This is a genomic window from Paraburkholderia rhynchosiae, from assembly GCF_002879865.1.
Lineage (GTDB): Bacteria > Pseudomonadota > Gammaproteobacteria > Burkholderiales > Burkholderiaceae > Paraburkholderia > Paraburkholderia rhynchosiae.
In genome coordinates this window covers 102,717-126,111 of sequence record NZ_PNXY01000003.1, presented here as the reverse complement: position 1 = coordinate 126,111, position 23,395 = coordinate 102,717, and the positions used below count along the sequence as shown (strand labels likewise).

The window sequence follows — 23,395 nt, the reverse complement described above, 5'->3', positions numbered from 1 at the left end:
CAATTTCCGTTGATGACCGTCCCGATGCAAACCGCCCCCGCTCTTTCGCTGCGCCCCGCAACCGTCGAAGATGCCGCGCTTATCGCCTCGATCCATAGCACGAGTTGGCGCGCCACTTATCGCGGCCTGCTGCCGGACGCATTTCTGGACGGCGAAGTCACGCTGGAACGCGCCGCCTATTGGGCGGCGCGCATGAGCGCACCGGGCGGCGAGCGCCGCATGGTGCTGATTGCCGAGCTCGACGGGGAGCCGATCGGCTTCGTCTGCGTTGAACGTCAGCCGGAGTCCGCATGGGGCGTGCTGCTCGACAACCTGCATGCATTGCCGGCGTATCAGGGCATGGGCGTCGGCAAACTGCTGATGCGCGCCGCCGAAGACTGGGCACGCGCGCAAGGCGAGGCGCAGTTATATTTGTACGTGCTCGAAGGCAATGTGCCGGCGATTGGCTTCTACGAACGGCAAGGCTGGCAGTTTGTGGGCGCCGAACCGGATCAGATGGGCGGCGCGGATATTACTGCGTTGCGCTATGTTTATCGATTGGACCGGTCGAGCGTTTGATCTATGTCCTGGATGCCGCGATCCAGGAGAATCAATCGGCCGTCATTTTGCGAATTGTCCGAGTGCTACATCGTTTGCTTCCGCGCATCATCTTCTCTTTCCGATGAAGGCTCTCTCAGTAAGGCGCTCATGCGCCAGACGCGCGCCGTGCGCTTGTGTGGTGCGCGCGTGAGGCGTTTCGCGAGTACTGCTCCGAGGCCTTCGTCCCATCGACCCACGGGATGCCCGTTGCCGCCCCCTCGCAGAGCCGCTGGAAGAGACCGATGTCCACTCCCCCTTTAACCGTGATCGAAGGCGCGATGGCGTTGCCGCGCTTGCGCCCGTTCAATGATATGCCGGCACCCTTCGGCCGCGGATGGAAGCTGCTTGCGCCGACCCACTGCTTTGAAAAGGGTCTGCACGGGCTTTATGGAGCGGCGCTGAAAACGTTCAGTCTCAGCGACCAGCCTATCCGCTCGTTCTGTCGATGGGTGGCTCCCGACTCACGGCATGTCGGTGTAACGGCGGCTACGGTTGGTACTCGTTCGGCAATCGGAGCGGCGACGAGGGGGACGGGCGGCGAGCGGGCGACGGAGGCATTTGGGTTTGCGAGCGGTGCGGCTTCGAGGGATCGGGGCTTGTCGGAGACTTCCGTTTTGGCCGGAGATCCGGCTTTGGCCCAAGCCTCCGCTTTGGCGCAAGCTTCTGCGATGCCCGGTGCTTCTGCTTTGCCTAACGCTTTTCCGTTGCCGGGAGCTTCTGCTTTGCCGGGAGCTTTTGCCCCAATGAAGGTCCCTCCGTCCAAAGCGCCGCGTCGCGCATCTGTTGTGCCGTGGTACGGGCTCGCGGGCGGCGCCTGTGCAGTGGGCAGCGCTGCACTGCTCGCGTGGATGACGTTCGGTGCCGGTGCCCGGCATCCGGGCACCGACATGAAATCCGCCGACGTTGCAGTTGCCAAGCGCGAAGGGACCGTCGTGCAGGATCGGTTACGCGATGCCATTGGCAGTTCGAAAACGATCGGCGATGCCGCAAGCCTGCAGGAGGTCAGTGCAGCATCCGCGCCGCGGGGCGCCAACGCGTTAGCTTCGGGTCGGCTTTCAGCTCCGGTTTCAAATCCTGCTTCGTCTTCAGCTCGCATTGCGGCGCCGGCACAGGCAACGAGCATCACTCAACTCCGCCCGTCAAGAGCCCGCTCGCTCGTCCGCGCGCGCAAACCGCTTGTGGCAAAAACCGACGACCATCAGCGGACTCTCCAACGCAATCTTGCAAAAGCTGCTGCCAGAAACCACCGGTTATACGCAGCCGACGACGCGCCGCCCATCGCAACTCCGAGCCGCGCGCCGCAGACATTCATAAAGCCGTCGACTGCGGGCTCGTACTCGCCGTTCGCGCCGTCGCAGCTCGGCATCGATGATTACGCATCTGTCGACGTAATCGCGAGCACTCGCCGCCCTGATACGGCGCGGCAAACTCAGCCGGCTTCATCGGCGAACTCGTCGGCGAACTCGTCGGCGAACTCGTCGGCGAATTCATCGGCGAATTCATCGGCGAACAACGGGCCGCAGTGGATGAATCGGTTAGTCCATCGCCGCGTGACCGAAGTCCCAGATCAGTTCGCCAGATAGCCGTGCAAATGGCGGCGTCAATCGTGACCACGAACCACGGCGCCAACTAAACGCGCAAACCGCGCCCGCCATCGCACCGCATCGCCAACAAGCGACACAAAAAGCCCGGCCACAACCGGCCGGGCTCAACATCCCAAAGCACTTTCACTTCTGGCCCGGCAAGCCCATTTCCGCCTGCCGTTGCAACTGAATCACCTCACCCTGCACCTGCCGCAATTGCGCCTGTGCCCGCTCCTTCTCCTCGCGCAACGCGGCCGCTTCGCTGTGCGTTTGCCGCTGATAGTCGTTGACCTTCGCCTGCTGCATACGCGCGACTTCGAGGTCGGCTTGCAAGCGCTTCGCACGATCTTCGGACAACGCAATAACGTCTTCGATGTACGCCTTCTGCGCCTGTAACTGCGTTCGATGAATCTCGACCTCAGCCAGTTGCGCGGTTTGCTGCACGAAGCCCGCGTAGATCGCTTCAGCCCGGCTAGCATCCGCCGACTTGATCACCCGCCAGAAATGCTTGTCCTGAAATAGCGCGACGTAGTACGTCATCTCGCGCGGATAGAAGAACAGACTTGCGCCGTAACTGCCGTTGTACGTGGTGCGCAGTTCGCTCAGCTTCGTGTCCTGAATCATTTGCATCAACTCGGCCACGTTGCCTTGCGCTTCGCCCGCAGGGGCCGACGAACCCGACGAAACTGACGAGCCCGACGCCGCATCGCGCAGCGCGGCGACGACAGGCTGCGGCGTCAAGCTGTTCATAGCCGGCCGGGTGCCGACCATCGGCGCTGCCTCGTCGCTTTGTGCAGCCAGCACAAACCCGGCATGCTGCAATAGCGCACACGAAGTCGCGACCAGCACGGCGCGCCGTACAATTAAGGGGTACTTCATACGTGCATGCTCCATGCGGATCCGGAAAACAGCCTTGGATTATCGCGCGGATTAGCGTTGAAGCGAAGCATTCAAGCGTCGCACCGACGGACTTTAAATTGAGATAAAACTACGTTATGCGAATTACCCGAGACGCCCGCCCATCGCAAAATAAAAGACTGGAGGACAAGGCGGAAATGCGGTGAATCGGTAGTGAATCGGGCCGACGCCGGTCTGCAACCCAACAACCCATGACAGAGAGCTGAAGCACAAAAGAAAGGAGGCGCCACCTGCACAGCGGCGCCTCGAAAGAAATCGAGCTTCAGCGCAGGAGCCGCGCCGTCGACTCGCGAACCCAGACCGCAGTCACCGCACTAAAAGCGCGTCTCGCGCGCCACTCGCAAGAACGTATCGAGCAACGGCGTGCAATCAAGCAATTCCGGCCCGCCCGCGCGATGAAATTCCGGATGCCACTGTACGCCCATTACGAAAGGCGCACGCCGGTAGCGGACGGCTTCGATGATGCCGTCCGACGCCGACACCGCCTCGATATTCAGATCGCGGCCGAGCGTCTTAACCGCCTGATGGTGAATCGAGTTGACGATCGCATCCCGCCGGCTGGGGAACATGTTGGCCAGTGTCGAGCCGTCCGGGAAATGGATGGCGTGCCGATGCTGGTCGTAATCTTCGTTGACGTGCGCGCCCGCGGTCGGCACATCGGTGGCGATGTCCTGATACAAGGTGCCGCCGAACGCCACATTGATGAGCTGGCATCCGCGGCACACGCCGAGCACCGGCTTGCCCGACTCGACGAATTCATGCAGCAGTTCCAGCTCGTACATGTCGCGCACCCGGTCGCCCGGCCATTCGGGACGGGTCGCCGCTTCCGCATACGACTGCGGCGACACGTCCGCGCCGCCTTGCAGCAGCAGGCCATCGAGATGCTTCGCATAGTCGCGCAAGCGGATATTGCTCGGATGCAGCATGCCCTGATGACCGACCGTCGGAATCATGAACACGAGCACGTCGCGCGACATCACCCAGTGCGCAATCGATTCCTCCAGGTATTGCAGCGTTTTGCCACGCAGCCCTTTGGCGCCCGGCTCCGGGTGAAAGATTCGCGCCGATACACCGATGCGCAGCGTGCGCTGCGTGATCCGCTGACCCGCGCGATCGAACAGTTGACGCGCACGCGCCGCGATGATGCGGCCGAACACCGACCAGGCGGAATCCGTCTGCTTCAGATAGCGTGGCGGCGACGGCGGCAACGCGTTGGGCGGCGGCGGGTTCGCCGCGCTGAAGTCGGGTGCCGCGCCGAAACCGGGCGGTGGCGAGCCCGCGGGACGCGCGGTGGATGCCGCGGCTTCCTCCGCAGCGACGGCGTCGTCGGTCGAGGTGATCAGTTCGCCCGCGAGCGGTTCGCTGGTCAGCGGCGTCGCGGTATGGGGCGGCGCGGACGGTGTTTCACGCGTGCCGGCGGTCCGGGCGTCGCGTTCATGAACCGCCGCCTCCTGCTTCGCGGTCGAGGCCGCAGCCGAACTGCGCGCTTGCGCGGCGTCGCGTTGCTGCGCCGTACGCTTATCGGCGGGCGTGACCGTGGACGCGCTCGCAGGAGCGTCAGTCGACGATCTCGCGGCCGCCTCTAAAGAACCGGACGGCGCCGAGACCGATGCCGAGACGGATTCCGAAGGCACAGGCGAGGCAGACGTCGACCCAGACGACGCAGCGGCTGAAGTCAGCGGGTCCTTGACGGGCGACTGAACGGCATCTTCATGTGAGAGAGGTAACGCAGCCGCCGGTTCAACCGGGGCATTGCCGGACGTTGGGGACGTTGCCGGCGATGCCGAAGGCGGCGTTGGACTGCCGGGTTGGCCGGCGTTTTCAGGTTTGTTTTCGCTCATGACTGTTGGACAGGCGCCTTTCACGCGAACGAATGAATATGCCCTGATTATCCGCCAGCGTGCCGGGCCCGGCAAACGTGCACACAATTGCTCACATTGTCCGGCCGTCCGGCGCAGTCCCGTCTGACTTAAGGATCCGGCTGTTCGTCGAAAGTTTCGCGCAGCGCGATCTGCATTGCCGCGTGAATTTTCACGCACCAGCGCCATACGAGCGCGAGCAGCAGCGCCGCGCAGATGAGCACGGCGGCAAGCAGCCCGGCCGGCGGCAGGATGCCGCTCGAGAGCGCCGCGACCAGCAGGAACACGCCGACCATGCAGACCACCGGCACGAGATCGGAGATCGCGTAACGCAGCGCGCTCGTGAAGCGCCCCGCTGTCGCCGGCTGCACGCTGACCTCGGCGAGCAGCAGCGCGAGAGATTTGGTCTTGCGATAAACCGCCACCAGAAAGGGCATCGACACGATCAACGCGACGCTCCATAGCACCACGCGCTGCATCGGCTCTGAACTGACCCAATGCGTGAGCAGCATACTGATATAAGGCGCGCCGTACGACACGATGAGAAAGATCGCCGCGACCAGCGCCAGATTCACCGCAATTTGCAGAATGATCCGCCGTGTCATGCTGAAAAGCGTCGGCTCGCCGGTGCCTGTGCTGAGGCTGCCGAGCCACTGGCTATACATGCCGAATACGTTGACGAGCGTGCGCGGCATGGCACCGGCGACGCGTCGCGTCAGCGGATCGGCGGCGCGGATCAGATACGGCGTGAAGAGCGTCGTCAGCGCCGACACCGCGACCGCAATCGGATAGAGAAAGGCGCTCGTCACCTTGAGCGTCAAACCGAGCGACGCGATGATGAACGAGAACTCGCCGATCTGCGAGACCGTCATGCCGACGCGCATTGCGGTGCGGCCGTCCTTGCCCGCGAGAAAAGTGCCGAGCCCGCACGAAACGATCTTGCCGGCGATCACCGCGACCGTGATCACCGCAATCGGCCACGCGTAATCGACGAGCACCGCGGGGTTCAGCATCAGGCCAATGGTCACGAAGAAGATCGCCGAAAAAGCGTCGCGCAGCGGCGCGATCAGATGCTCGATTCGATGCAGATGGCGCGACTCCGCCATGATCGCGCCGATCAGAAACGCGCCGAGCGCAATACTGTAATCGAGCTTGACGACCAGCAGACAGAAGCCGAAGCAGAAGCCGAGCACGGCGACGAGCAGCATCTCGTCGCTGCGCGCACGCGCCACGTAATTCAACGCGCGCGGCACGACCAGAATGCCGACCACCAGCGACACAGTCATGAACAGCAACAGCTTGCCGAGTGTGACGACCGCGACGCCCGCGCTCAACTGCCCCGTCTGCGCAATGCCGGACAGCAGGACGAGCATCGCGATGGCCAGAATGTCTTCGACGATCAGAATGCCGAACACGAGCTGCGCAAAACTCTCGCGCTTAAGGCCCAACTCGGACAACGCCTTGACGATGATCGTCGTCGACGAAATGGCGAGTATTGCGCCGAGGAACAGCGAATCCATCGGGCTCCAGCCAAACGCGCTGCCGATCTCATAGCCGAGCCACAACATCAGCACGATTTCCGAGAGCGCCGCGACGATCGCGGTCGCACCCACCTTAAAGAGCTTGCGCAGGCTGAATTCGAGACCGAGCGAGAACATCAGGAACACGACGCCGAGTTCGCCCAGCGTCTGAATCGTCTGCTCGTCGTGGATCAGTTGGAACGGCGGCGTGTACGGTCCGATGATCACGCCCGCCGCGATATAGCCGAGCACCACCGGCTGCTTCAGGCGATGGAACAGCACGGTGACGACGCCGGCGAGCGCCATCACGACCGCCAGATCCTGAATGAAGCCAATGCCATGGTGCATCCGCGTCTTCCTTACAAAAAGTAATGTCACGAGAAGCGCAGTGTAGCAAACCGCCGCACGCCGCCTGCGCGCCGCCTCTTTCCGGACGGCTCGATGGAAGCGCATATTTTTGACACGCTGGACGCCAGTGAAATATCACAATAATATTTGCTGCATATTTCTCCCGGAGTCGACTGATGCAGCAGGTGTCTTTCCAGGTTGTAGAACGTTCGGGCGCCGCGCGCGCCGCTTCCATAGAAGTCAACCGTCTGACCATTGCCGGCTGGGCCGGGCGCGACCAGGCAGCGATCGAGCATCACATTGCCGAACTGGCCGAGCTGGGCGTGAAGCGCCCGTCGACCACGCCGTGTTTCTACCGCCTCGGCGCGGAACTGCTGACGCAAGCCGAGCAAATCGACGTAGTCGGCCTGAAGTCGAGCGGCGAAGCGGAATGCGTGCTTGTGCAGTCGAATGCAGGCTTGCTCGTGACCGTGGGCTCGGACCACACCGACCGCGAAGTCGAGGCCTACGGCGTGACCGTGTCGAAGCAGGTCTGTCCGAAACCTATCGCGCGTGACGCCTGGCGTTTCGACGACGTGTCCGCTCACTGGGACCAGCTGGAATTGCGCGCCTATGCCGTGACGAACGGCGAGCGGCGCGTCTATCAGCAAGGCAGCGTCGCCTCGCTGCTGGCCGCCGCCGATCTGCTCGCGCGCGCCCCGCTTGAACCGTGCGCGGCCATGTTTTGCGGCACGCTCGCGGTGCAAGGCGGCATCGTCGGCATGGCCGACGGCGACGCGCTCGAACTCGAATTGCACGACCCCGTCCTGAACCGCACGCTGCGCCACGCCTATCGCGTGCGCGCACTACCCATTGTCGATTGAGGCATTCATGAGCATCCCTTCGCCATCCGCCGCCGACGCGTCCTCCGACGCCTGGCTCGAAGCCGCCGCCATCCGCAAGATCACGTGGCGCATCATGCCGTTCCTGTTTCTCGTCTACGTGCTGTCGTACCTGGATCGCGTGAACATCGGCTATGCGAAGCTGCAGTTCACTGGCGACCTGGGCCTCTCGAACGCAGCGTATGGACTCGGTGCAGGGATCTTCTTCTTCGGCTATTTCGTTTTCGAGGTGCCGAGCAATCTGCTATTGAAGAAGTTCGGCGCGCGCGCCACGATCGCCCGCATCACGATGCTGTGGGGTCTGCTGTCGTGTCTGATGATGTTCGTGCGCAGCGAAACCACGTTCTACGTGCTGCGCTTTTTCCTCGGCGTCGCCGAGGCGGGACTGGTGCCCGGCGTCGTGCTCTATCTGACCTTCTGGTTTCCGTCCGACCGCCGCGCCCGCATGGTCGCCGTGTTCATGGCGGCGATTCCTGTGGCGGGCATCATCGGCGCGCCATTGTCGGGTTTCCTGATGTCGGCGCTGCATGAAGCGCACGGCTTGCGCGGCTGGCAGTGGATGTTCCTGATCGAAGGCATTCCGTCGATTCTCGCCGGCTTCTGGGCGCTCGCCGTGTTGCGCAACACGCCCGCCGAAGCCGCCTGGCTCACCGACGACGAAAAGCGCGTGATCCAGGCCCGCCTCTCGCGCGAAAACGCCGCGGCTGCGGCAGAAGGCGCCGAGCACAGCCTCGCGGTCGCGTTGCGCTCGGGCCGCTTCTGGCTGCTGACGCTGATCTATTTCTGCCTCGTCACGGGCAATGCAGGCTTCTCGTTCTGGCTGCCGCAGATCGTCAAGGATCTGGGCGTGACGAACCTCGTCAGCAATGGCTTCGTGACCGCGATTCCGTATCTGGCGGCGGGTATCGGCATGATCCTGATCGGCCGTTCGTCGGATGTGACCGGCGAGCGTCGCTGGCACTACGCCGTGTGCTGCTTCATCGGCGCGGCCGGGCTGCTCGGCAGCGCTTCGGTCACGAACTCGATTCCGCTTGCGGTCACCGGTTTGTCGATTGCGTATATCGGCATCCTCGCGGGCTTCGGCATCTTCTGGTCGATGTCGACGAGCTTCCTGCAAGGCACGGCCGCCGTCGCCGGCATCGCCGTGATCAATTCGATTGCGAACCTCGCCGGTTATGTCAGTCCCTACGTGCTCGGCATCGTGAAGGACGCGACGCACAGCGTGACGTTCGGGCTGGTGCTGATCGCGGGCGCGCTGATCGTGGGCGGCCTCGTTACGCTGATGATGCCGCGAGTGAAGGTGCAGCACGCTGCGGCAGCGGTGCCGGGCGGCGTGTGACGCGCTTATCGGGCTTATCTGGCTCGACCCGCGCGGCGGGCGCTGCGCTGAAACGCGCGCGCCCCGCCCGCGCAAAACCTTGCTCTACAATGCGCGGACGACATCGCCCGCTCCTCCTCACATGACGCTTTTGCAGACCGTCCTCCCTTCGAGGCCCACCCGAGCGACCGCCAACGCGAGTCTCGCCGAACAGGCCTATGCGTTCGTCAAGCGCGAGATCATCACGATGCGTTTGCGGCCGAGCGAAGTGCTCAACGAAGCGGAGCTCATGGCGCTGACCGGCATCGGCAGGACGCCCGTGCACCAGGCGCTGCACCGGCTCGTGCACGAAGGCATGCTGACTATCCTGCCGCGCAAGGGCATCATGGTGCGCCCCGTTTCGCTCGACGACGTGCTCGCGATCATCGACGTGCGTCTCGTCAACGAGAGCTACTGCGTCGAGCTCGCCGCGCGTCACGCGCAGCAGCACGACTACGACGCGATGCAGGCGTTGCTCGAGCGCTCGGCCGTATGCGTCGCCGCGCACGATATCGAAGGCATGATGGATATCGACCGCGAGTTTCATCTGGCCATTTCGGCCGCCTCGCGCAATGCCGTGCTCGCGGACATCCTGCGCGGACTGCATGAGCGCTCGCTGCGCTTCTGGTTCATCTCGCTGTCCGAGCCGCATCATCTGGAAGACGTCCACGAAGAACATCTGGAACTGTTCCGTCTGCTGCGCGAGCGCGACGCCGAAGGCGCGCGCCGCTCGGTGCAGAAACATATCGAGGCGTTCCGCGCGACGCTCTTCAATCGCATCTAAAACCGTAACGTAAGCGGCTTCACGCCGTCCAACCGGATCGAACGACATCATGGCCACCGAATTCACGCCTTTTCCGCCGCTGGCCCAGCTTGCCGCCGACCTCGCGGCCGGACGCACCACGAGCCGCGCGCTCGTCGAAACCGCGCTCGAACGGATCGCCGATCCGGCCGGCCAGGGCGCGGTCGCCTTTATGCACGTCGACGCCGACGGCGCGCGCCAGGCCGCCGACGCGCACGACCGTCTGCGCGCCGCCGGCACCGTGCTGTCGCCGCTTGCCGGGATTCCCGTGTCGGTGAAGGACCTGTTCGACATCGAAGGCCAACCGACCCGCGCCGGCTCGACCGTGCTTGCCGACGCGCCCGCCGCGAAGGCTGACGCCGTCGCGGTCGCGCGCCTGAAGCGGGCAGGCGCGGTGATCGTCGGACGAACCAATATGAGCGAGTTCGCGTTTTCCGGCCTCGGCCTGAACCCGCACTACGGCAACCCGCTGTCGCCGTATCGGCGCGACGTCAAGGGCGACGAGCGCGTTTCGGGCGGCTCGTCGTCGGGCGCGGCGGCTTCCGTCGCGGACGGCATGGCCGCCGTCGCGCTCGGCACCGACACGGGCGGCTCCATTCGCATTCCGTCCGCGCTGTGCGGCTTGACCGGCTTCAAGCCGACGGCCGCACGCATCCCGAAGCAAGGCGGCGTGCCACTGTCGTCGACACTCGATTCGTTCGGCCCGATTGGCGTTTCGGTGGCGTGCTGCGCGCTGGTGGACCGGATGCTGGCCGGCCTCGAGCCGCGCGTTCCCGCAGCCCGGCCGCTGGAAGGGGTGCGCCTTGGCGTGCTGACCCACTACGTTACCGACGACGTCGAGCCCGCAGTCGCCGCGGCCATCGACACGGCGCTCAAGCATCTCGAAGCGGCCGGTGCGATTGTCAGCGAAGTGCGTTTCGCGCCGCTCGACCGTCTGCCGCAGATCAACCGCTTGGGCTTTGCGCCGATCGAGGCGTATGCATGGCATCGTCCGTTGCTCGAAAAACACCGCGAGCAATACGATCCACGCGTGCTGGTGCGCATTCTCAAGGGTCAGCCCGCGAGCGCCGCCGACTATCTGGACCTGCTCGCCGAGCGCGAGGCGATGCTGGCCGAAGCCGCCCGCACGCTGTGGCAGCGCTTTGATGCGGTCGTTGCGCCGACCGTGCCGATGGTGCCGCCGCGCGTTGCCGAACTGGTCGCCGACGACGAACTTTTCGGCCGCACCAATGCGCTGATGCTGCGCAATCCGGGCGCGTTCAACTTCCTCGACGCCTGCGCGCTGTCGCTGCCTTGCCATCTGCGCGGCGACGCGCCGGTCGGCCTGATGCTGGCAGGCGCGCCGCACGCCGACGACGCGTTGCTCGCCATCGGCCGCGGCGCGCAAGCGGTGCTCAACGCGATTCGCTGAGCGGCGTCGGGGTTTGTGTGCGCGCGCGGCGTCTCGGGGGCGGGGGTTCGCGCTAGAATCGCGGGCACCTGCCCTTTTCGCTTGAAACAGGCACACACAGCCAACACAGCTACACGATCCATGAACAACGACAATGCGATGCTGCGCCGCGAGCGCTCCCTGCTGGTCCTGCTTGGCCTCGTCTGCGTCGGCCTCGTGGCCGGCGCGTTGTATCTTCAGTACATCAAGCACGAAGATCCGTGCCCGTTGTGCATCATCCAGCGCTATTTCTTTCTGCTGATCGCGATCTTCGCGTTTCTCGGCGCGCGTTTCAACAGTTGGCGCGGCGTGCGTCTGCTCGAAGTGCTGGCGGCATTGTCGGCGTTGGCGGGCGTCGTGACCGCCGCACGGCATGTCTATGTGCAGGCGAATCCGGGCTTTAGCTGCGGCTTTGACGCGCTGCAACCGGTGGTCGACAGCTTGCCGCCCGCGCATTGGCTGCCGGGCGTGTTCAAGGTCGCCGGGCTATGCGAAACAGCGTATCCGCCGATTTTCGGCCTGACGCTGCCGATGTGGGCGCTGGTCGGCTTCGTGCTGGCGTTTATTCCGCTGGCGCTGAGCCTCATGCGCAATCGCGGACGGATTTCGTGAGAGAGTTTCGCCGGTTTTAGGCGGCGCTGACGTCTGTGCCGCGGTTTGCGCGGCGCGCGGCCGGGGCGGCCGGCGGCGGTTTCCGCGTATGTTTTTGTCACAGCCGTTTGGCGGCGGCGGTTTCACCACCTCGGTTCGCCGCCTTGGTTCACCGCCACCTTGGTTGACCGCCTTAGTTTCGCCGGCTCTCTTTGGCCGTCTCAGTGCACCACCTTGCTTCCCTGGTATGCCTTCGCCGCTACGGCTTTACCGCCGTGGTTGCCACGCTGGTTTCCCGTTTTACCGTCCCGACATCACCGGCCTCTTGCTCTGCAAGCCGCAAGCGCCACCTCAAGCCCCACTTCCTGCGCCCCAGACCTGCTTGTAGCCTCTCACCTCAACTCGCCGCGCCCGCCCCCGCACCATCCGTCCCGCCCAAGGCAACTTCCGCGCATCTCATGAATCGGACTTATCTCATTGCTTCTTCCGAATAAGCTTCATGCGATATCGGAAATATTTTTAGGCCGCGCTAATGCTATCTTCCAATATGGATGGCGATCTACGTGCGCGAGGCCGGCTTTGGCGCGACCCCATGCGTAACGCGCGCCCGGTCCGCACTGTCTTCTGGATTCGCCATGACAACGCAAACCATCCGCTTTTATCACCAAGGGTCCGTCCACGAGGTCAAGGACGTCCCGGCGTCGCGCACCGTGCTCCAGCATCTGCGCGAAGATCTGCATTGCACCGGCACCAAGGAAGGTTGCGCTGAAGGCGACTGCGGCGCCTGCACCGTGGTGGTCGGCGAACTGGACGCGCAAGGCGAGTTGGCGCTGAAAGCGGTCAACGCGTGCATCCAGTTTCTGCCAACGCTCGACGGCAAAGCGCTGTTCACGGTTGAAGACCTGCGCGCCGCCGACGGGACGCTGCATCCCGTGCAACAGGCAATGGTCGATTGCCATGGCTCGCAGTGCGGCTTCTGCACGCCCGGCTTCGTCATGTCGATGTGGGCGCTGTACGAAAACCAGCCGGCCGCCGCCGGCCTGCCCACTCGCGATGAAATCAACACCGCGCTGTCCGGCAACCTGTGCCGCTGCACCGGCTATCGGCCGATCGTCGACGCATCGCAGAAAATGTTCGACTATGCGCAGTACCCGCGCGTGACGCTCGACCGCAAAGCCGTGGCGGACACGTTGCGCACACTGCAACGCAATGACACCTTCGAGTACTGCGCGCCCGACACGCGCGGCGCCGCATTCGGCTCGCCGACGTTCCACGCGCCCGTCACGCTCGACGCATTCGCGCGTCTTCGCGCCGAGCATCCGCAAGCACGGCTCCTCGCCGGCAGCACCGACGTCGGTCTGTGGGTCACGAAGCAGTTTCGCGACCTCGGCGACATTCTGTACATCGGCAATGTCCGCGAATTGAAGACGATCGAGCGCGATGCGCAGGCGCTGACCATCGGCGCCGCCGTCACGCTAGAGGATGCGTACGCGGCCCTCGCCGTCGACTATCCGGAACTCGCCGAGCTGTGGACGCGCTTCGCGTCGCTGCCGATCCGCAATGCCGGTACGCTCGGCGGCAACGTCGCGAACGGCTCGCCAATCGGCGATTCGATGCCCGCGCTGCTCGCGCTCGACGCCGAAGTCGTGCTGCGTCACGGCGCGAAAACGCGCACGCTGCCGCTCGACGCGTTCTATCTCGGCTATCAGAAAACTGCGCTCGCGGCGGGCGAATTCGTCGCCGCGCTGCGCGTACCGCGGCCGGCGGGCAGTCTGCGCTTTCGCACGTACAAGGTGTCGAAGCGCTACGATCAGGACATCTCGGCGGTCTGCGCCGCGTTCGCTTTCCATATCGACGAAGCCGGCACGATCAGCCAGGCCCGCGTCGCATTCGGTGGCATGGCAGCGACGCTGAAGCGGGCCGTGCAAACCGAAGCCGTACTGAACGGCGAAACGTGGAACGAAGGCACCGCACGGCAGGCGATGAACGCGCTCGTCGCCGATTACCAGCCGCTCACCGACATGCGCGCATCGAGCGCCTACCGGCTGAAGGTCGCGCGCAACCTGCTGTGGCGTTTCCACCTCGAAACGCGCGACGACGCGCCGTTCGCCCTCTTCGACGTGAATGCGTTCGCGTTCGAAGCCGGCACGCCGGACGCCGTCATCGTGAAGGAGCCGTCGTGATGAACCGGACCGATGCTTTTGTCGAACGCGCTGCAAAACAGGCTGCCAATCCTGCCGGAAATGCAGCCAATAAGCACGCCGCTTCCCAGCAAAACGAAGCCGCAATCGGCGTCGCGCTGCCGCATGAATCCGCTTCGCTGCATGTGAGCGGCGAAGCCACGTACACCGACGACATCGCCGAGCTTCAAGGCACCCTGCACGCGGCGCTTGGCTTGTCGCGCCATGCGCACGCACGCATCCTGTCGATGGATCTCGACGCGGTCAGGAAAGCGCCCGGCGTGATAGCCGTGCTGACCGCCGAAGACATCCCGGGAGAAAACAATTGCGGCCCGGTCCTGCACGACGACCCCATTCTCGCCGTCGATGAAGTGCTATACCTCGGCCAGCCCGTATTCGCCGTAATCGCCGAGAGCCACGACCTCGCGCGCCGCGCCGCGGCGCTCGCGAAAAGCGACGACGTGGTTCGCTACGAACCGCTCGAAGCGATCCTGACGCCGGCCGACGCAAAGGCCGCCAGACAGTTCGTGCTGCCGCCGCTGCATCTGAAGCGCGGCGATCCTGACGCGAAGATTGCCGCCGCGCCCCATAAAATCCGCAGTACGTTCGAAGTCGGCGGCCAGGAACAGTTTTATCTCGAAGGCCAGATCGCGTACGCGGTGCCTAAAGAGATGGACGGCATGCTCGTCTATAGCTCGACGCAGCATCCGAGCGAAATGCAGCAGGTCGTCGCACATATGCTCGGCTGGCCCGCTCATAACGTGGTGTGCGAATGCCGCCGGATGGGCGGCGGCTTCGGCGGCAAGGAATCGCAATCGGCGCTGTTCGCCTGCGTGGCGTCACTCGCAGCGAAGCTGCTACGTCGTCCGGTGAAACTGCGCGCCGATCGCGACGACGACTTCATGATCACCGGCAAACGGCACGACGCGATCTACGAATACGAAGCGGGCTTCGACGACAGCGGCCGCATTCTCGGCGTGCGCGTCGAAATTGCATTACGCGCCGGCTATTCCGCCGATCTCTCCGGCGCCGTCGCGACGCGCGCCGTCTGTCACTTCGACAATGCGTACTACCTGTCCGACGTCGACATCGTCGCGCTGTGCTGCAAGACCAACACGCAATCGAACACCGCGTTCCGCGGCTTCGGTGGACCGCAAGGCGCGCTCGTGATGGAAGTGATGCTCGACAGTATCGCGCGCCAATTGAAGCGCGATCCGCTCGATGTACGTCTCGCCAACTATTACGGCATAGGCGAACGCGATACGACTCCGTATGGACAGCGCGTCGAAGACAACATCATCGCGCCGTTGACCGACGATCTGCTCGACTCGAGCGACTATCACGCACGCCGCGAAGCGATCGCCGCGTTCAACGCAAAGAGTCCCGTACTGAAGCGCGGCCTCGCGTTTTCGCCGGTCAAGTTCGGCATCTCGTTCAACGTGCCGTTTCTGAACCAGGCCGGCGCGCTGGTGCACGTGTACAAGGACGGCTCGGTGCTGGTCAATCACGGCGGCACCGAGATGGGCCAGGGACTCAATACGAAGGTCGCGCAAGTCGTCGCCAACGAGTTCGGCTTGCCGCTTTCACGCGTGCGCGTTAGCGCAACGGATACGTCGAAGATCGCCAACACGTCGGCGACCGCTGCTTCTACCGGCAGCGATCTGAACGGCAAGGCTGCGGAAGCCGCCGCGCGAACCATCCGCGCGAGGCTCGCTGAACTCGCGGCGAAACAGCTTGGCGGCAATGCGGACGATGTGCAGTTCGTGAACAGCGAGGTATCCGTGAACGGCGGCGCGATGCCTTTCGATCAACTCGTCGGCGCAGCATATCTGGCACGCGTGCAGTTGTGGTCGGACGGTTTCTACGCGACGCCGAAAGTGCATTGGGACGCGAAAACGCTGACCGGTCATCCGTTTTATTACTTTGCGTACGGTGCGGCCGTGTCGGAAGTCGTGATCGACACGTTGACTGGCGAATGGAGGCTGCTGCGCGCCGACGTGCTGCACGACGCCGGTCAGTCGATCAATCCGGCGATCGATCTCGGTCAGGTGGAAGGCGGCTTCATTCAGGGCATGGGCTGGCTCACCACCGAAGAGTTGTGGTGGAATCGCGATGGCCGTCTGATGACGCATGCGCCGTCAACGTACAAGATTCCCGCCGTGAGCGACACGCCCGCCGCGTTCCACGTGCGGCTCTATGAGAACCCGAATGCGGAACCGACCGTGTTCCGCTCGAAGGCTGTCGGCGAGCCGCCGCTGTTGCTGCCGTTCTCCGTGTTCCTTGCGATTCGGGATGCAATTGCGGCCGCGGTGCCGGCCGCGCGACATGCGCCAATGTTGCGCGCGCCCGCCACGCCCGAAGCGATTCTCGATGCATTGGACGCGTTGCACGAACAGAGCGCGCGCGATCCGTCATCCGCGCAAGGAACGACAAAAGAAGCGACGATCACCGACACGACTGCCTGAGACATACCCGAAGCAAAGAACCGGAACAAGGCACCGAACAAGAAACACAAGCGAACAAGAAAGTGATCAACCTCAACGCCCGAAGCGACACGAACGCAACGCGCCACGCTCAACCGGCCGCATGGACACCCCGCGCGGCACTGTACGGAGAATCGCCGGATGCAAGCCTGGCTTCCTGACCTGCAACAACTGCTCGCGCACGGCGACGCCGCCGTGCTGGTGACGGTCGCGCGCGTCGAAGGTTCGGCGCCGCGCGAGGCCGGCACCAAGATGATCGTCACGCGGGATTCGGCGAAACATACAATCGGCGGCGGACATCTGGAATGGAAAGCGATCGAGACCGCGCGCCAGGTGCTGCGCGACGGCATGCGCTCGCCGCACATGCGCCGGCTCGAGCGTTTTGCGCTCGGCCCGAGCCTCGGCCAATGCTGCGGCGGCGCGGTGATACTCGCGTTCGAGCGGCTCGACATCGGCGACCTGGGCTGGATCACGTCGCTTGCGAAGCGCGTGGCCGCCGGTCAATCGACGGTGCGAAGCGTATCATTCGGCCCCGCGCCGGATGCGGTCATGCTGTCCGACCCCGAGCCGGGCGTGGATGCCGCGGACTGCCTGCTGTGGGACGGCGCCGGTTTCGACGACAGCAGTGCGCTGCTCACCGAAACCATCGCGCCAGGCGACTTCGCGGTCGTGCTGTTCGGCGCGGGCCACGTGGGCGCCGCGCTCGTCCGCGTGCTGGCCACGCTGCCCTGCACGGTACGCTGGGTCGACGAACGCGACGCGCAGTTCCCGCCCGTGGAATCGCTGCATGCGCACAACGTGAAGATCGACGCGAACGACGCGCCCGACGAAGCCGTCGACCAGGCCGCGCCGAACACGTACTTCATCGTGATGACGCACAACCATACGCGCGATCTCGAACTGGCCGAGCGCATTCTCCGGCGCGGCGACTTCGCGTTCTTCGGCATGATCGGCTCGCACAGCAAGCGCAAGCAGTTCGAACACCGGCTCGCCGCGCGCGGCATCGATCCTTCGCGGATTGCGCGGATGAAGTGTCCGCTCGGCGTCGACGGCATCGTCGACAAGTCGCCGGAGATCATTGCGATCTCGGCGGCCGCGCAACTGCTGCAAGCGGTCGCAGCCAACGCAAGCCAGCCTCGCGCGGCGGCGCCAGTTTGAACAACGGCAAGTCGACATCCCGCTCACATCCGGCGCACAACGACATCAACGAACTCCTGACCGACCATGAATACAACAACCGCTACGTCCCTCGTCGAAAAGGCCATGCTCGCGCCGAAGGCCGAGCTGCATATTCACATTGAAGGTTCGCTCGAACCCGAACTGATTTTCGCGCTCGCCGAACGCAACGGCGTGAAGCTCGCCTACGACTCGATCGAAGCATTGCGCGCCGCCTATGCGTTCACCGATCTGCAATCGTTCCTCGACATCTATTACGCCGGCGCGAGCGTGCTGCTGCAAGAGCAGGACTTCTACGACATGACGATGGCGTATGTCGAGCGCTGCCTCGCCGACAACGTGATTCACAGCGAGATCTTCTTCGATCCGCAGACGCACACCGAACGCGGCGTGCCGATCGCGACGGTCGTCGCCGGCATCGAGCGCGCGCTCGCCGACGCCGAAAAGCGCGGCATGTCGAGCAAGCTGATTCTGTGCTTCTTGCGCCATCTGTCGGAAGAAGATGCGCTTGCCACGTTCGAAGAAGCGCGGCCTTTATTCGAGCAGTACAAGCATCGCCTGATCGGCGTGGGACTCGATTCGTCGGAGCGCGGCCATCCGCCTTCGAAGTTCGAACGGGTCTTCGCGCAGGCGCGTGCACTCGGCCTGAAGCTCGTCGCGCATGCGGGCGAGGAAGGACCGCCGTCGTATATCTATGAAGCGCTCGATCTGCTCAAAGTGGACCGCGTCGATCACGGCGTGCGCAGCATTGAAGACCCGGCGCTCGTCACGCGTCTCGCCGACACGCGCGTTGCGTTGACGGTGTGTCCGCTGTCGAACCTCAAGCTCTGCGTATTCGACGACATGACGAAACACACGCTGAAGGATCTGCTCGATCACGGTGTCGCGGTGACGGTGAATTCGGACGATCCCGCGTATTTCGGCGGTTACGTGAATGCGAACTATGCGGCCACCATCGACGGATTGAAGCTCAACGACGCCGAGGTCTACACGATTATTCGCAACGGTTTCGAAGCGTCGTTCGTGACGCCCGAGCAACGCGGCGAACTGATCGCGAAGCTCGACGCACATTGGAATCAAAGCGGCCCGCATTAACGGGCCGATGTATCGCAGCGTGGGCGGCGTGGATTCTTTCACGAATCCGGCGCCACAAGACCGCCTCCCCCGTTGCCCAGCTTTTAACATTCGGAGACGGTTTTCCCATGACTCACCCGGCTAAAACGGCTAACCCGGCCCAATCGGCATTCCGCGCGCAATTGCTGACTTTCAACGGCGATCCGTCGCGCTCGCCCAATGCGGCGCTCTTCAATGAGGATGGCTTGCTGATCGTCGAAGACGGCCATGTCGTCGCGGCGGGCGCGTATGCCGCGCTCGCATCGCAACTCGCGCCGAGCACTGCGGTGCAGGACATGCGCGACAAGCTGATCGTGCCGGGTTTCATCGACACGCACATTCACTATCCGCAGACGGACATGATCGCGTCGCCCGCGCCGGGTCTGTTGCCCTGGCTCGACACATACACGTTCCCGACCGAGCGCCGTTTCACCGACGAGGCGTATGCGCGCGATACGGCGAGCTTCTTCCTCGAAGAACTGCTGTCTTGCGGCACGACCACGGCGCTCGTCTATTGCACGGTGCATAAGGAATCGGCGGACGCACTCTTTGCCGAAAGCGAGGCGCGCAATCTGCGCATGGTGGCGGGCAAAGTCTTGATGGACCGCAACTGTCCCGAGTTCCTGCGCGACACGGCGCAATCGGGTTACGACGACAGCGCTGAGCTGATCGGCCGCTGGCATAATCGCGGCCGCCAGATGTACGCGCTCACGCCGCGTTTTGCGCCGACATCGAGCGAGGCTCAACTCGAAGCGTGCGGCGTGCTGGCGGGCAAGCATGCGGATGTGTTCATCCAGAGCCACGTCGCGGAGAACACCGACGAAGTGAAGTGGGTCAGCAGCCTGTTTCCTGGTCACCGCAGCTATCTGGACGTCTACGATCACTACGGCCTGCTGCGCCGCCGCGCGGTGTACGGCCATTGCATTCACTTCGACGAGCAAGACCGCCAACGCATGGCGCAAACCGGCACGGTCGCATCGCATTGCCCGACTTCGAACCTGTTTCTCGGCAGCGGCCTGTTCGATTTCGACAAAGCCGATGAAGCCGGCATGCCGGTTGCGCTCGCAACGGATGTCGGCGGCGGCACCTCGTTCTCGATGCTGCAAACGATGAACGAAGCGCACAAGGTCGCGCGTTTAACGGGTCATCATCTGACGGCCACGCGCATGTTTTATCTCGCGACTGCCGGCGCGGCCGAAGCGCTCGATCTCGCGGACAAGGTCGGCACGCTGAAGCCGAAGTCGGAAGCGGATTTTGTCGTGCTGGATCCGCAAGCAACGCCGCTGCTCGCGCGCCGCACCGCTCGGACGGAATCGCTCGAAGAACTGCTGTTCGCGTTCGCACTGCTCGGCGACGACCGCGCGGTCTACGAGACGTATGCGGCCGGCAAGCGCGTGCATCGCCGCGACGCTGTGCGGCAGCATGCGCCGCGCGTCGCACGGGTCGCGGCCTGAAGAAGATGTGCAGCAGCGTCTTTAACGCTGCGTGCACACCTCATGCAATGCATTGAGCCTGCGCACCGGGTCGGCCACATACGGGTTCGATTCGTCCCATGCATAGCCCGCGAGCACGGCGCTGATCATGCGGCGGATCGACGGCGTCTGGTCCGGATAGAAAATGATGTCCTGCAACGCGCCCGTGTACCAGCGCTCGACAAACGCGCGGAACGTGTCGATGCCTTTGCGCAAGGGCACGTCGTAATCCGCGGACCAGTCGACCTGCTCGCCATCCAGTTGACGGTTCAAGGTCTGCACCGCCAGATGCGCCGAGCGCAGCGCGATCGTGACGCCCGACGAGAACACCGGATCGAGGAACTCGCCCGCGTTGCCGAGCAGCGCATAACCGGGTCCGTGCAAACGCTCGACGTTCGCCGAATAACCGCCGATGTGACGCACCGGCATCATGAACGGCGCGTCGCCGATCAGCCGGTTAAAGGTCGGCTCTTTCTGGATCAGCGCACGCAGCTTCGCCTCGCGCTCCGTTTCGGGCACGTCGAGAAAACTCGACTCCGCGACGCAACCCACCGACGAGCGGCCGCCCGCAAGCGGAATCATCCAGAACCACACGTCGCGGCGCTCGGGATGCGTTGCCACGCAGATCTTGTTGCGGTCGTGCGCGCCCGCCGGCAGACCGTCGTACACATGTGAGAAGAGCGCGGCGCGCGTCGGCATGCGCGTGGGCGCCTCGAGGTTCAGCAAACGCGGCAGCATACGGCCAAAACCGCTTGCATCGAAGATGAAGCGCGCTTGAACCTGATATGCATGACCGGCCTCGTCCATCACGTCGACGCGCGGCGCAGTGTCCGTGCCGTCGCCCGTGCCTGTGCCGGTATGAACAGCCTGTACGGTATGCCCGAAGCGTACGCCCGCACCCTGCTCCGCCGCGCAGCGAATCAGGATGTCGTCGAACGCAGCGCGCTCGACCTGATAGGTCGTGCCCCATCCCGCCGAATGCTTGTCGCGAAAATCGAATGACGACGACTGGCCGCGATACACGAACTGCGCGCCGTTCTTGTACTGGAAGCCCGCTTCGACCACCGCTTGCAGCATGCCCGCTTCTTCGAGGTAAGCCATGCTTTGCGGCAACAGGCTCTCGCCAATCGAAAAGCGCGGAAAGTGCTGGCGCTCCAGCACGAGCACCGAACGGCCCGCCTTGCGCAGCAACGCGGCCGCAACCGCGCCGGCCGGACCCGCGCCGATGATCGCGACGTCGACCGCGGTGTGCTCCGTCGTGTGCTTCATGTCATGTGTACTCAAGTGTGCCTCAATCGTTTGCTTGCCCGGCGCAGCATTACGCTGCATCCTTACGTCTTGTTACATTGCATCTCTAACAGCAATAACCATTTCGCCGGGGAGCCCAGCGTGTCGCCGTCTCAAACATCCAACGTGCCTTTCGTGCCGGAAACGGCATTTGGGATCTGGTTCCTGCGCACTCACACGTGGGAACATCATGTGTTGCGGGTCGCGATCAACGACCTCAAACGCCTGCTCGATACGCCGTTGCCCGCAGCGCCCGTTATCGTCGATGTGGGCTGCGGACAAGGCATTTCGTTTCGCCTGCTCGCCGATGCGTTCAAGCCGCGCCGCATTGTCGGCATCGACTATCACGAGCTGTCGCTCAAACTCGCGGCCCACGCGGCCGCTGCGTGTCGCGACCGGCTTGCCGACATCGAGCTGTTGCACGGCGATTGCGCGGCGCTGCCGCTGCCCGATGCAAGCGCCGACATTGTGTTCTGCCATCAGACTTTCCATCATCTCGTCGAGCAGGACCGCGCGCTCGCCGAGTTCCGCCGCGTGTTGAAGCCTGGCGGCGTGCTGCTGTTCGCCGAATCCACCGACGCGTACATCAAGTCGTGGGTGATCCGGCTGCTGTTTCGCCATCCGATGCATGTGCAAAAAAGCGCGGACGGCTATCTCGACATGATTCGCCGCGCCGGCTTCAGTTTCACCGAACGCAACGTCTCGCTGCCGTATCTCTGGTGGAGCCGCGCAAAAGACTTCGGTCTGCTCGAACGGCTCGGCCTTTACCGTCCGCAACCCGGCAAGCGCCGCGAGACGCTCGTCAATGTCGCGGCGGTGAAGGCCGCCTAAGTTGGCTTAGATCGCGTTACTTGCGCAGCGTGACCACATCGCCCTTCAGCGCGACGCCGGCAATCACAGCGCCCGCGCCACAGGTGAACTCGGTCGCGCTCTCGCGCACTTCGTTCTTGTAGTTGCTCCTGATGTTGATCACCGCGTTGCCGCCTTCCTTGCGCGCGCGGTCCTGTAACTCGATCACCGCCGACAGGAACACATGCTGGCATGCCGCTGCATCGCTCTTGCCGAATGCATTGGTCTTCTTGTTCGTCGCGAATTCGCCGATCGTCTTCGCGACGGCCGGATGCCGCTGGCCCGCGAAATACAGCGCGATATCGTCGCCGACTTTGCCCGGCTCGCTTTGCAACGCTTCGCTGATCGGATAGTTGCTCACCGAGTCGCGGGCAAAAGCCGGCGCGGCGCTCAGTACCGCAAACGAGACAGCGAGTGTGACAAACATCAGATGACGTTTCATTGATGCTCCTTCGTGGTTGTTATTAGTTTTACGATTTCCATATCCACTGCCTTGCAACTCAGTTCGCTTCGAGCACGACCAGCTTGCCGCTGATCGCAATCGCGGCGGCGCTCGGACTCACGCCGCACGTGAAGTCGCCGGACGAATTGCTTTCGCTGCTATGAAAGCGCGTCGTCACATCGATCACCGCATTCGCGCTGCGCGCGCTTGCCGCCGCGCGCAGCTTGCCGATCGCTTCGGCAAGCGCCTCGCGGCATGCGTCGTCGGCGCCCGCGACCTTGCGCGCGATACGCACCGAGTACGACACGTCGCCCAGTTGGCTCTTCACCGCCGGATGGTTCTGCTGGCCGAAATACACCGGCACGCCACCGCGCGCTTCACTGCCCGCACCGCCACCCACGGCCGCGAGCGGCAGCGACTTCACCTGCGTCGCGCAGCCCGTCAGCATCGCCGCGGCGATCGTCAATGTGCCCAGTACCAACGTTCTTTTCATTCTTGTTGCCCTCGTTTTTTAAAATCGCGGCCG

At 63.8% G+C, this 23,395-nt stretch carries 18 protein-coding genes; 12 read left to right on the top strand and 6 right to left on the bottom strand.

Annotated features, from left to right (window positions below; all coding sequences use genetic code 11):
• Positions 1–24 precede the first annotated feature (24 nt).
• On the top strand, positions 25–558 hold the full coding sequence (locus C0Z16_RS05255; RefSeq protein WP_102631343.1) for a GNAT family N-acetyltransferase: 534 nt from the start codon (positions 25–27) through the stop codon (positions 556–558).
• A gap of 1,748 nt (positions 559–2,306) precedes the next feature.
• Here the strand turns inward: C0Z16_RS05255 and C0Z16_RS05245 are convergent.
• The 3 genes from C0Z16_RS05245 to C0Z16_RS05235 all read right to left on the bottom strand — a co-directional run bounded on the left by C0Z16_RS05245 (position 2,307) and on the right by C0Z16_RS05235 (position 6,807).
• Entirely contained in the window at positions 2,307–3,041 is a 735-nt protein-coding gene (locus C0Z16_RS05245) for a DUF2968 domain-containing protein (RefSeq protein WP_102631137.1), read from the bottom strand.
• A 353-nt stretch (positions 3,042–3,394) separates the two neighbouring features.
• Positions 3,395–4,921 (bottom strand): gamma-glutamyl-gamma-aminobutyrate hydrolase family protein, encoded by a 1,527-nt coding sequence (locus C0Z16_RS05240; RefSeq protein WP_102631136.1) that lies wholly within the window; start codon positions 4,919–4,921, stop codon positions 3,395–3,397.
• Positions 4,922–5,049: 128 nt separating this feature from the next.
• The gene (locus C0Z16_RS05235; RefSeq protein WP_102631135.1) at positions 5,050–6,807 is read right to left on the bottom strand and encodes a cation:proton antiporter; all 1,758 of its coding nucleotides are present in this window, start codon (positions 6,805–6,807) and stop codon (positions 5,050–5,052) included.
• A gap of 176 nt (positions 6,808–6,983) precedes the next feature.
• Between C0Z16_RS05235 and C0Z16_RS05230 the strand changes: the two genes are divergently transcribed.
• The 10 genes from C0Z16_RS05230 (at position 6,984) to guaD (ending at position 20,273) form a co-directional block, all read left to right on the top strand.
• Positions 6,984–7,670 carry a DUF2848 domain-containing protein gene (locus tag C0Z16_RS05230; protein WP_102631134.1) on the top strand — a complete coding sequence of 229 codons (687 nt, stop codon included), beginning with the start codon at positions 6,984–6,986 and terminating at the stop codon, positions 7,668–7,670.
• A gap of 7 nt (positions 7,671–7,677) precedes the next feature.
• On the top strand, positions 7,678–9,027 hold the full coding sequence (locus C0Z16_RS05225) for an MFS transporter (RefSeq protein ID WP_102631133.1): 1,350 nt from the start codon (positions 7,678–7,680) through the stop codon (positions 9,025–9,027).
• Positions 9,028–9,148: 121 nt separating this feature from the next.
• Positions 9,149–9,829, top strand: coding sequence for a GntR family transcriptional regulator (locus C0Z16_RS05220; RefSeq protein ID WP_102631132.1), 681 nt, complete (start codon positions 9,149–9,151; stop codon positions 9,827–9,829).
• A 49-nt stretch (positions 9,830–9,878) separates the two neighbouring features.
• On the top strand, positions 9,879–11,258 hold the full coding sequence (locus tag C0Z16_RS05215) for an amidase (protein WP_102631131.1): 1,380 nt from the start codon (positions 9,879–9,881) through the stop codon (positions 11,256–11,258).
• Between the two features lie 120 nt (positions 11,259–11,378).
• Positions 11,379–11,888: a disulfide bond formation protein B gene (locus tag C0Z16_RS05210; protein WP_102631130.1), complete on the top strand. Its 510-nt coding sequence runs from the start codon at positions 11,379–11,381 to the stop codon at positions 11,886–11,888.
• A 614-nt stretch (positions 11,889–12,502) separates the two neighbouring features.
• Positions 12,503–14,050 (top strand): xanthine dehydrogenase small subunit, encoded by a 1,548-nt coding sequence (gene xdhA, locus C0Z16_RS05205; protein WP_175130618.1) that lies wholly within the window; start codon positions 12,503–12,505, stop codon positions 14,048–14,050.
• Complete coding sequence (xdhB, locus tag C0Z16_RS05200; RefSeq protein WP_102631128.1) at positions 14,050–16,512, top strand: xanthine dehydrogenase molybdopterin binding subunit; 2,463 nt, start codon at positions 14,050–14,052, stop codon at positions 16,510–16,512. The genes xdhA and xdhB overlap by 1 nt, the downstream gene beginning before the upstream one ends.
• Before the next feature lie 159 nt (positions 16,513–16,671).
• Entirely contained in the window at positions 16,672–17,688 is a 1,017-nt protein-coding gene (gene xdhC, locus C0Z16_RS05195) for a xanthine dehydrogenase accessory protein XdhC (protein ID WP_102631127.1), read from the top strand.
• A gap of 66 nt (positions 17,689–17,754) precedes the next feature.
• The gene (locus C0Z16_RS05190; RefSeq protein ID WP_102631126.1) at positions 17,755–18,801 is read left to right on the top strand and encodes an adenosine deaminase; all 1,047 of its coding nucleotides are present in this window, start codon (positions 17,755–17,757) and stop codon (positions 18,799–18,801) included.
• Positions 18,802–18,908: 107 nt separating this feature from the next.
• Positions 18,909–20,273 (top strand): guanine deaminase, encoded by a 1,365-nt coding sequence (gene guaD, locus C0Z16_RS05185; RefSeq protein WP_102631125.1) that lies wholly within the window; start codon positions 18,909–18,911, stop codon positions 20,271–20,273.
• A gap of 21 nt (positions 20,274–20,294) precedes the next feature.
• On the opposite strand, the gene C0Z16_RS05180 is transcribed toward guaD, so the two are convergent.
• Complete coding sequence (locus tag C0Z16_RS05180; protein ID WP_102631124.1) at positions 20,295–21,560, bottom strand: NAD(P)/FAD-dependent oxidoreductase; 1,266 nt, start codon at positions 21,558–21,560, stop codon at positions 20,295–20,297.
• A gap of 120 nt (positions 21,561–21,680) precedes the next feature.
• Here C0Z16_RS05180 and C0Z16_RS05175 point away from each other — a divergent pair, with 120 nt between their 5' ends.
• Entirely contained in the window at positions 21,681–22,409 is a 729-nt protein-coding gene (locus tag C0Z16_RS05175; RefSeq protein WP_102631123.1) for a class I SAM-dependent methyltransferase, read from the top strand.
• A gap of 16 nt (positions 22,410–22,425) precedes the next feature.
• On the opposite strand, the gene C0Z16_RS05170 is transcribed toward C0Z16_RS05175, so the two are convergent.
• Positions 22,426–22,869, bottom strand: coding sequence for an excinuclease ABC subunit A (locus C0Z16_RS05170; RefSeq protein ID WP_102631122.1), 444 nt, complete (start codon positions 22,867–22,869; stop codon positions 22,426–22,428).
• A 58-nt stretch (positions 22,870–22,927) separates the two neighbouring features.
• Positions 22,928–23,362: a signal peptidase gene (locus C0Z16_RS05165; RefSeq protein ID WP_102631121.1), complete on the bottom strand. Its 435-nt coding sequence runs from the start codon at positions 23,360–23,362 to the stop codon at positions 22,928–22,930.
• Positions 23,363–23,395: the final 33 nt, after the last annotated feature.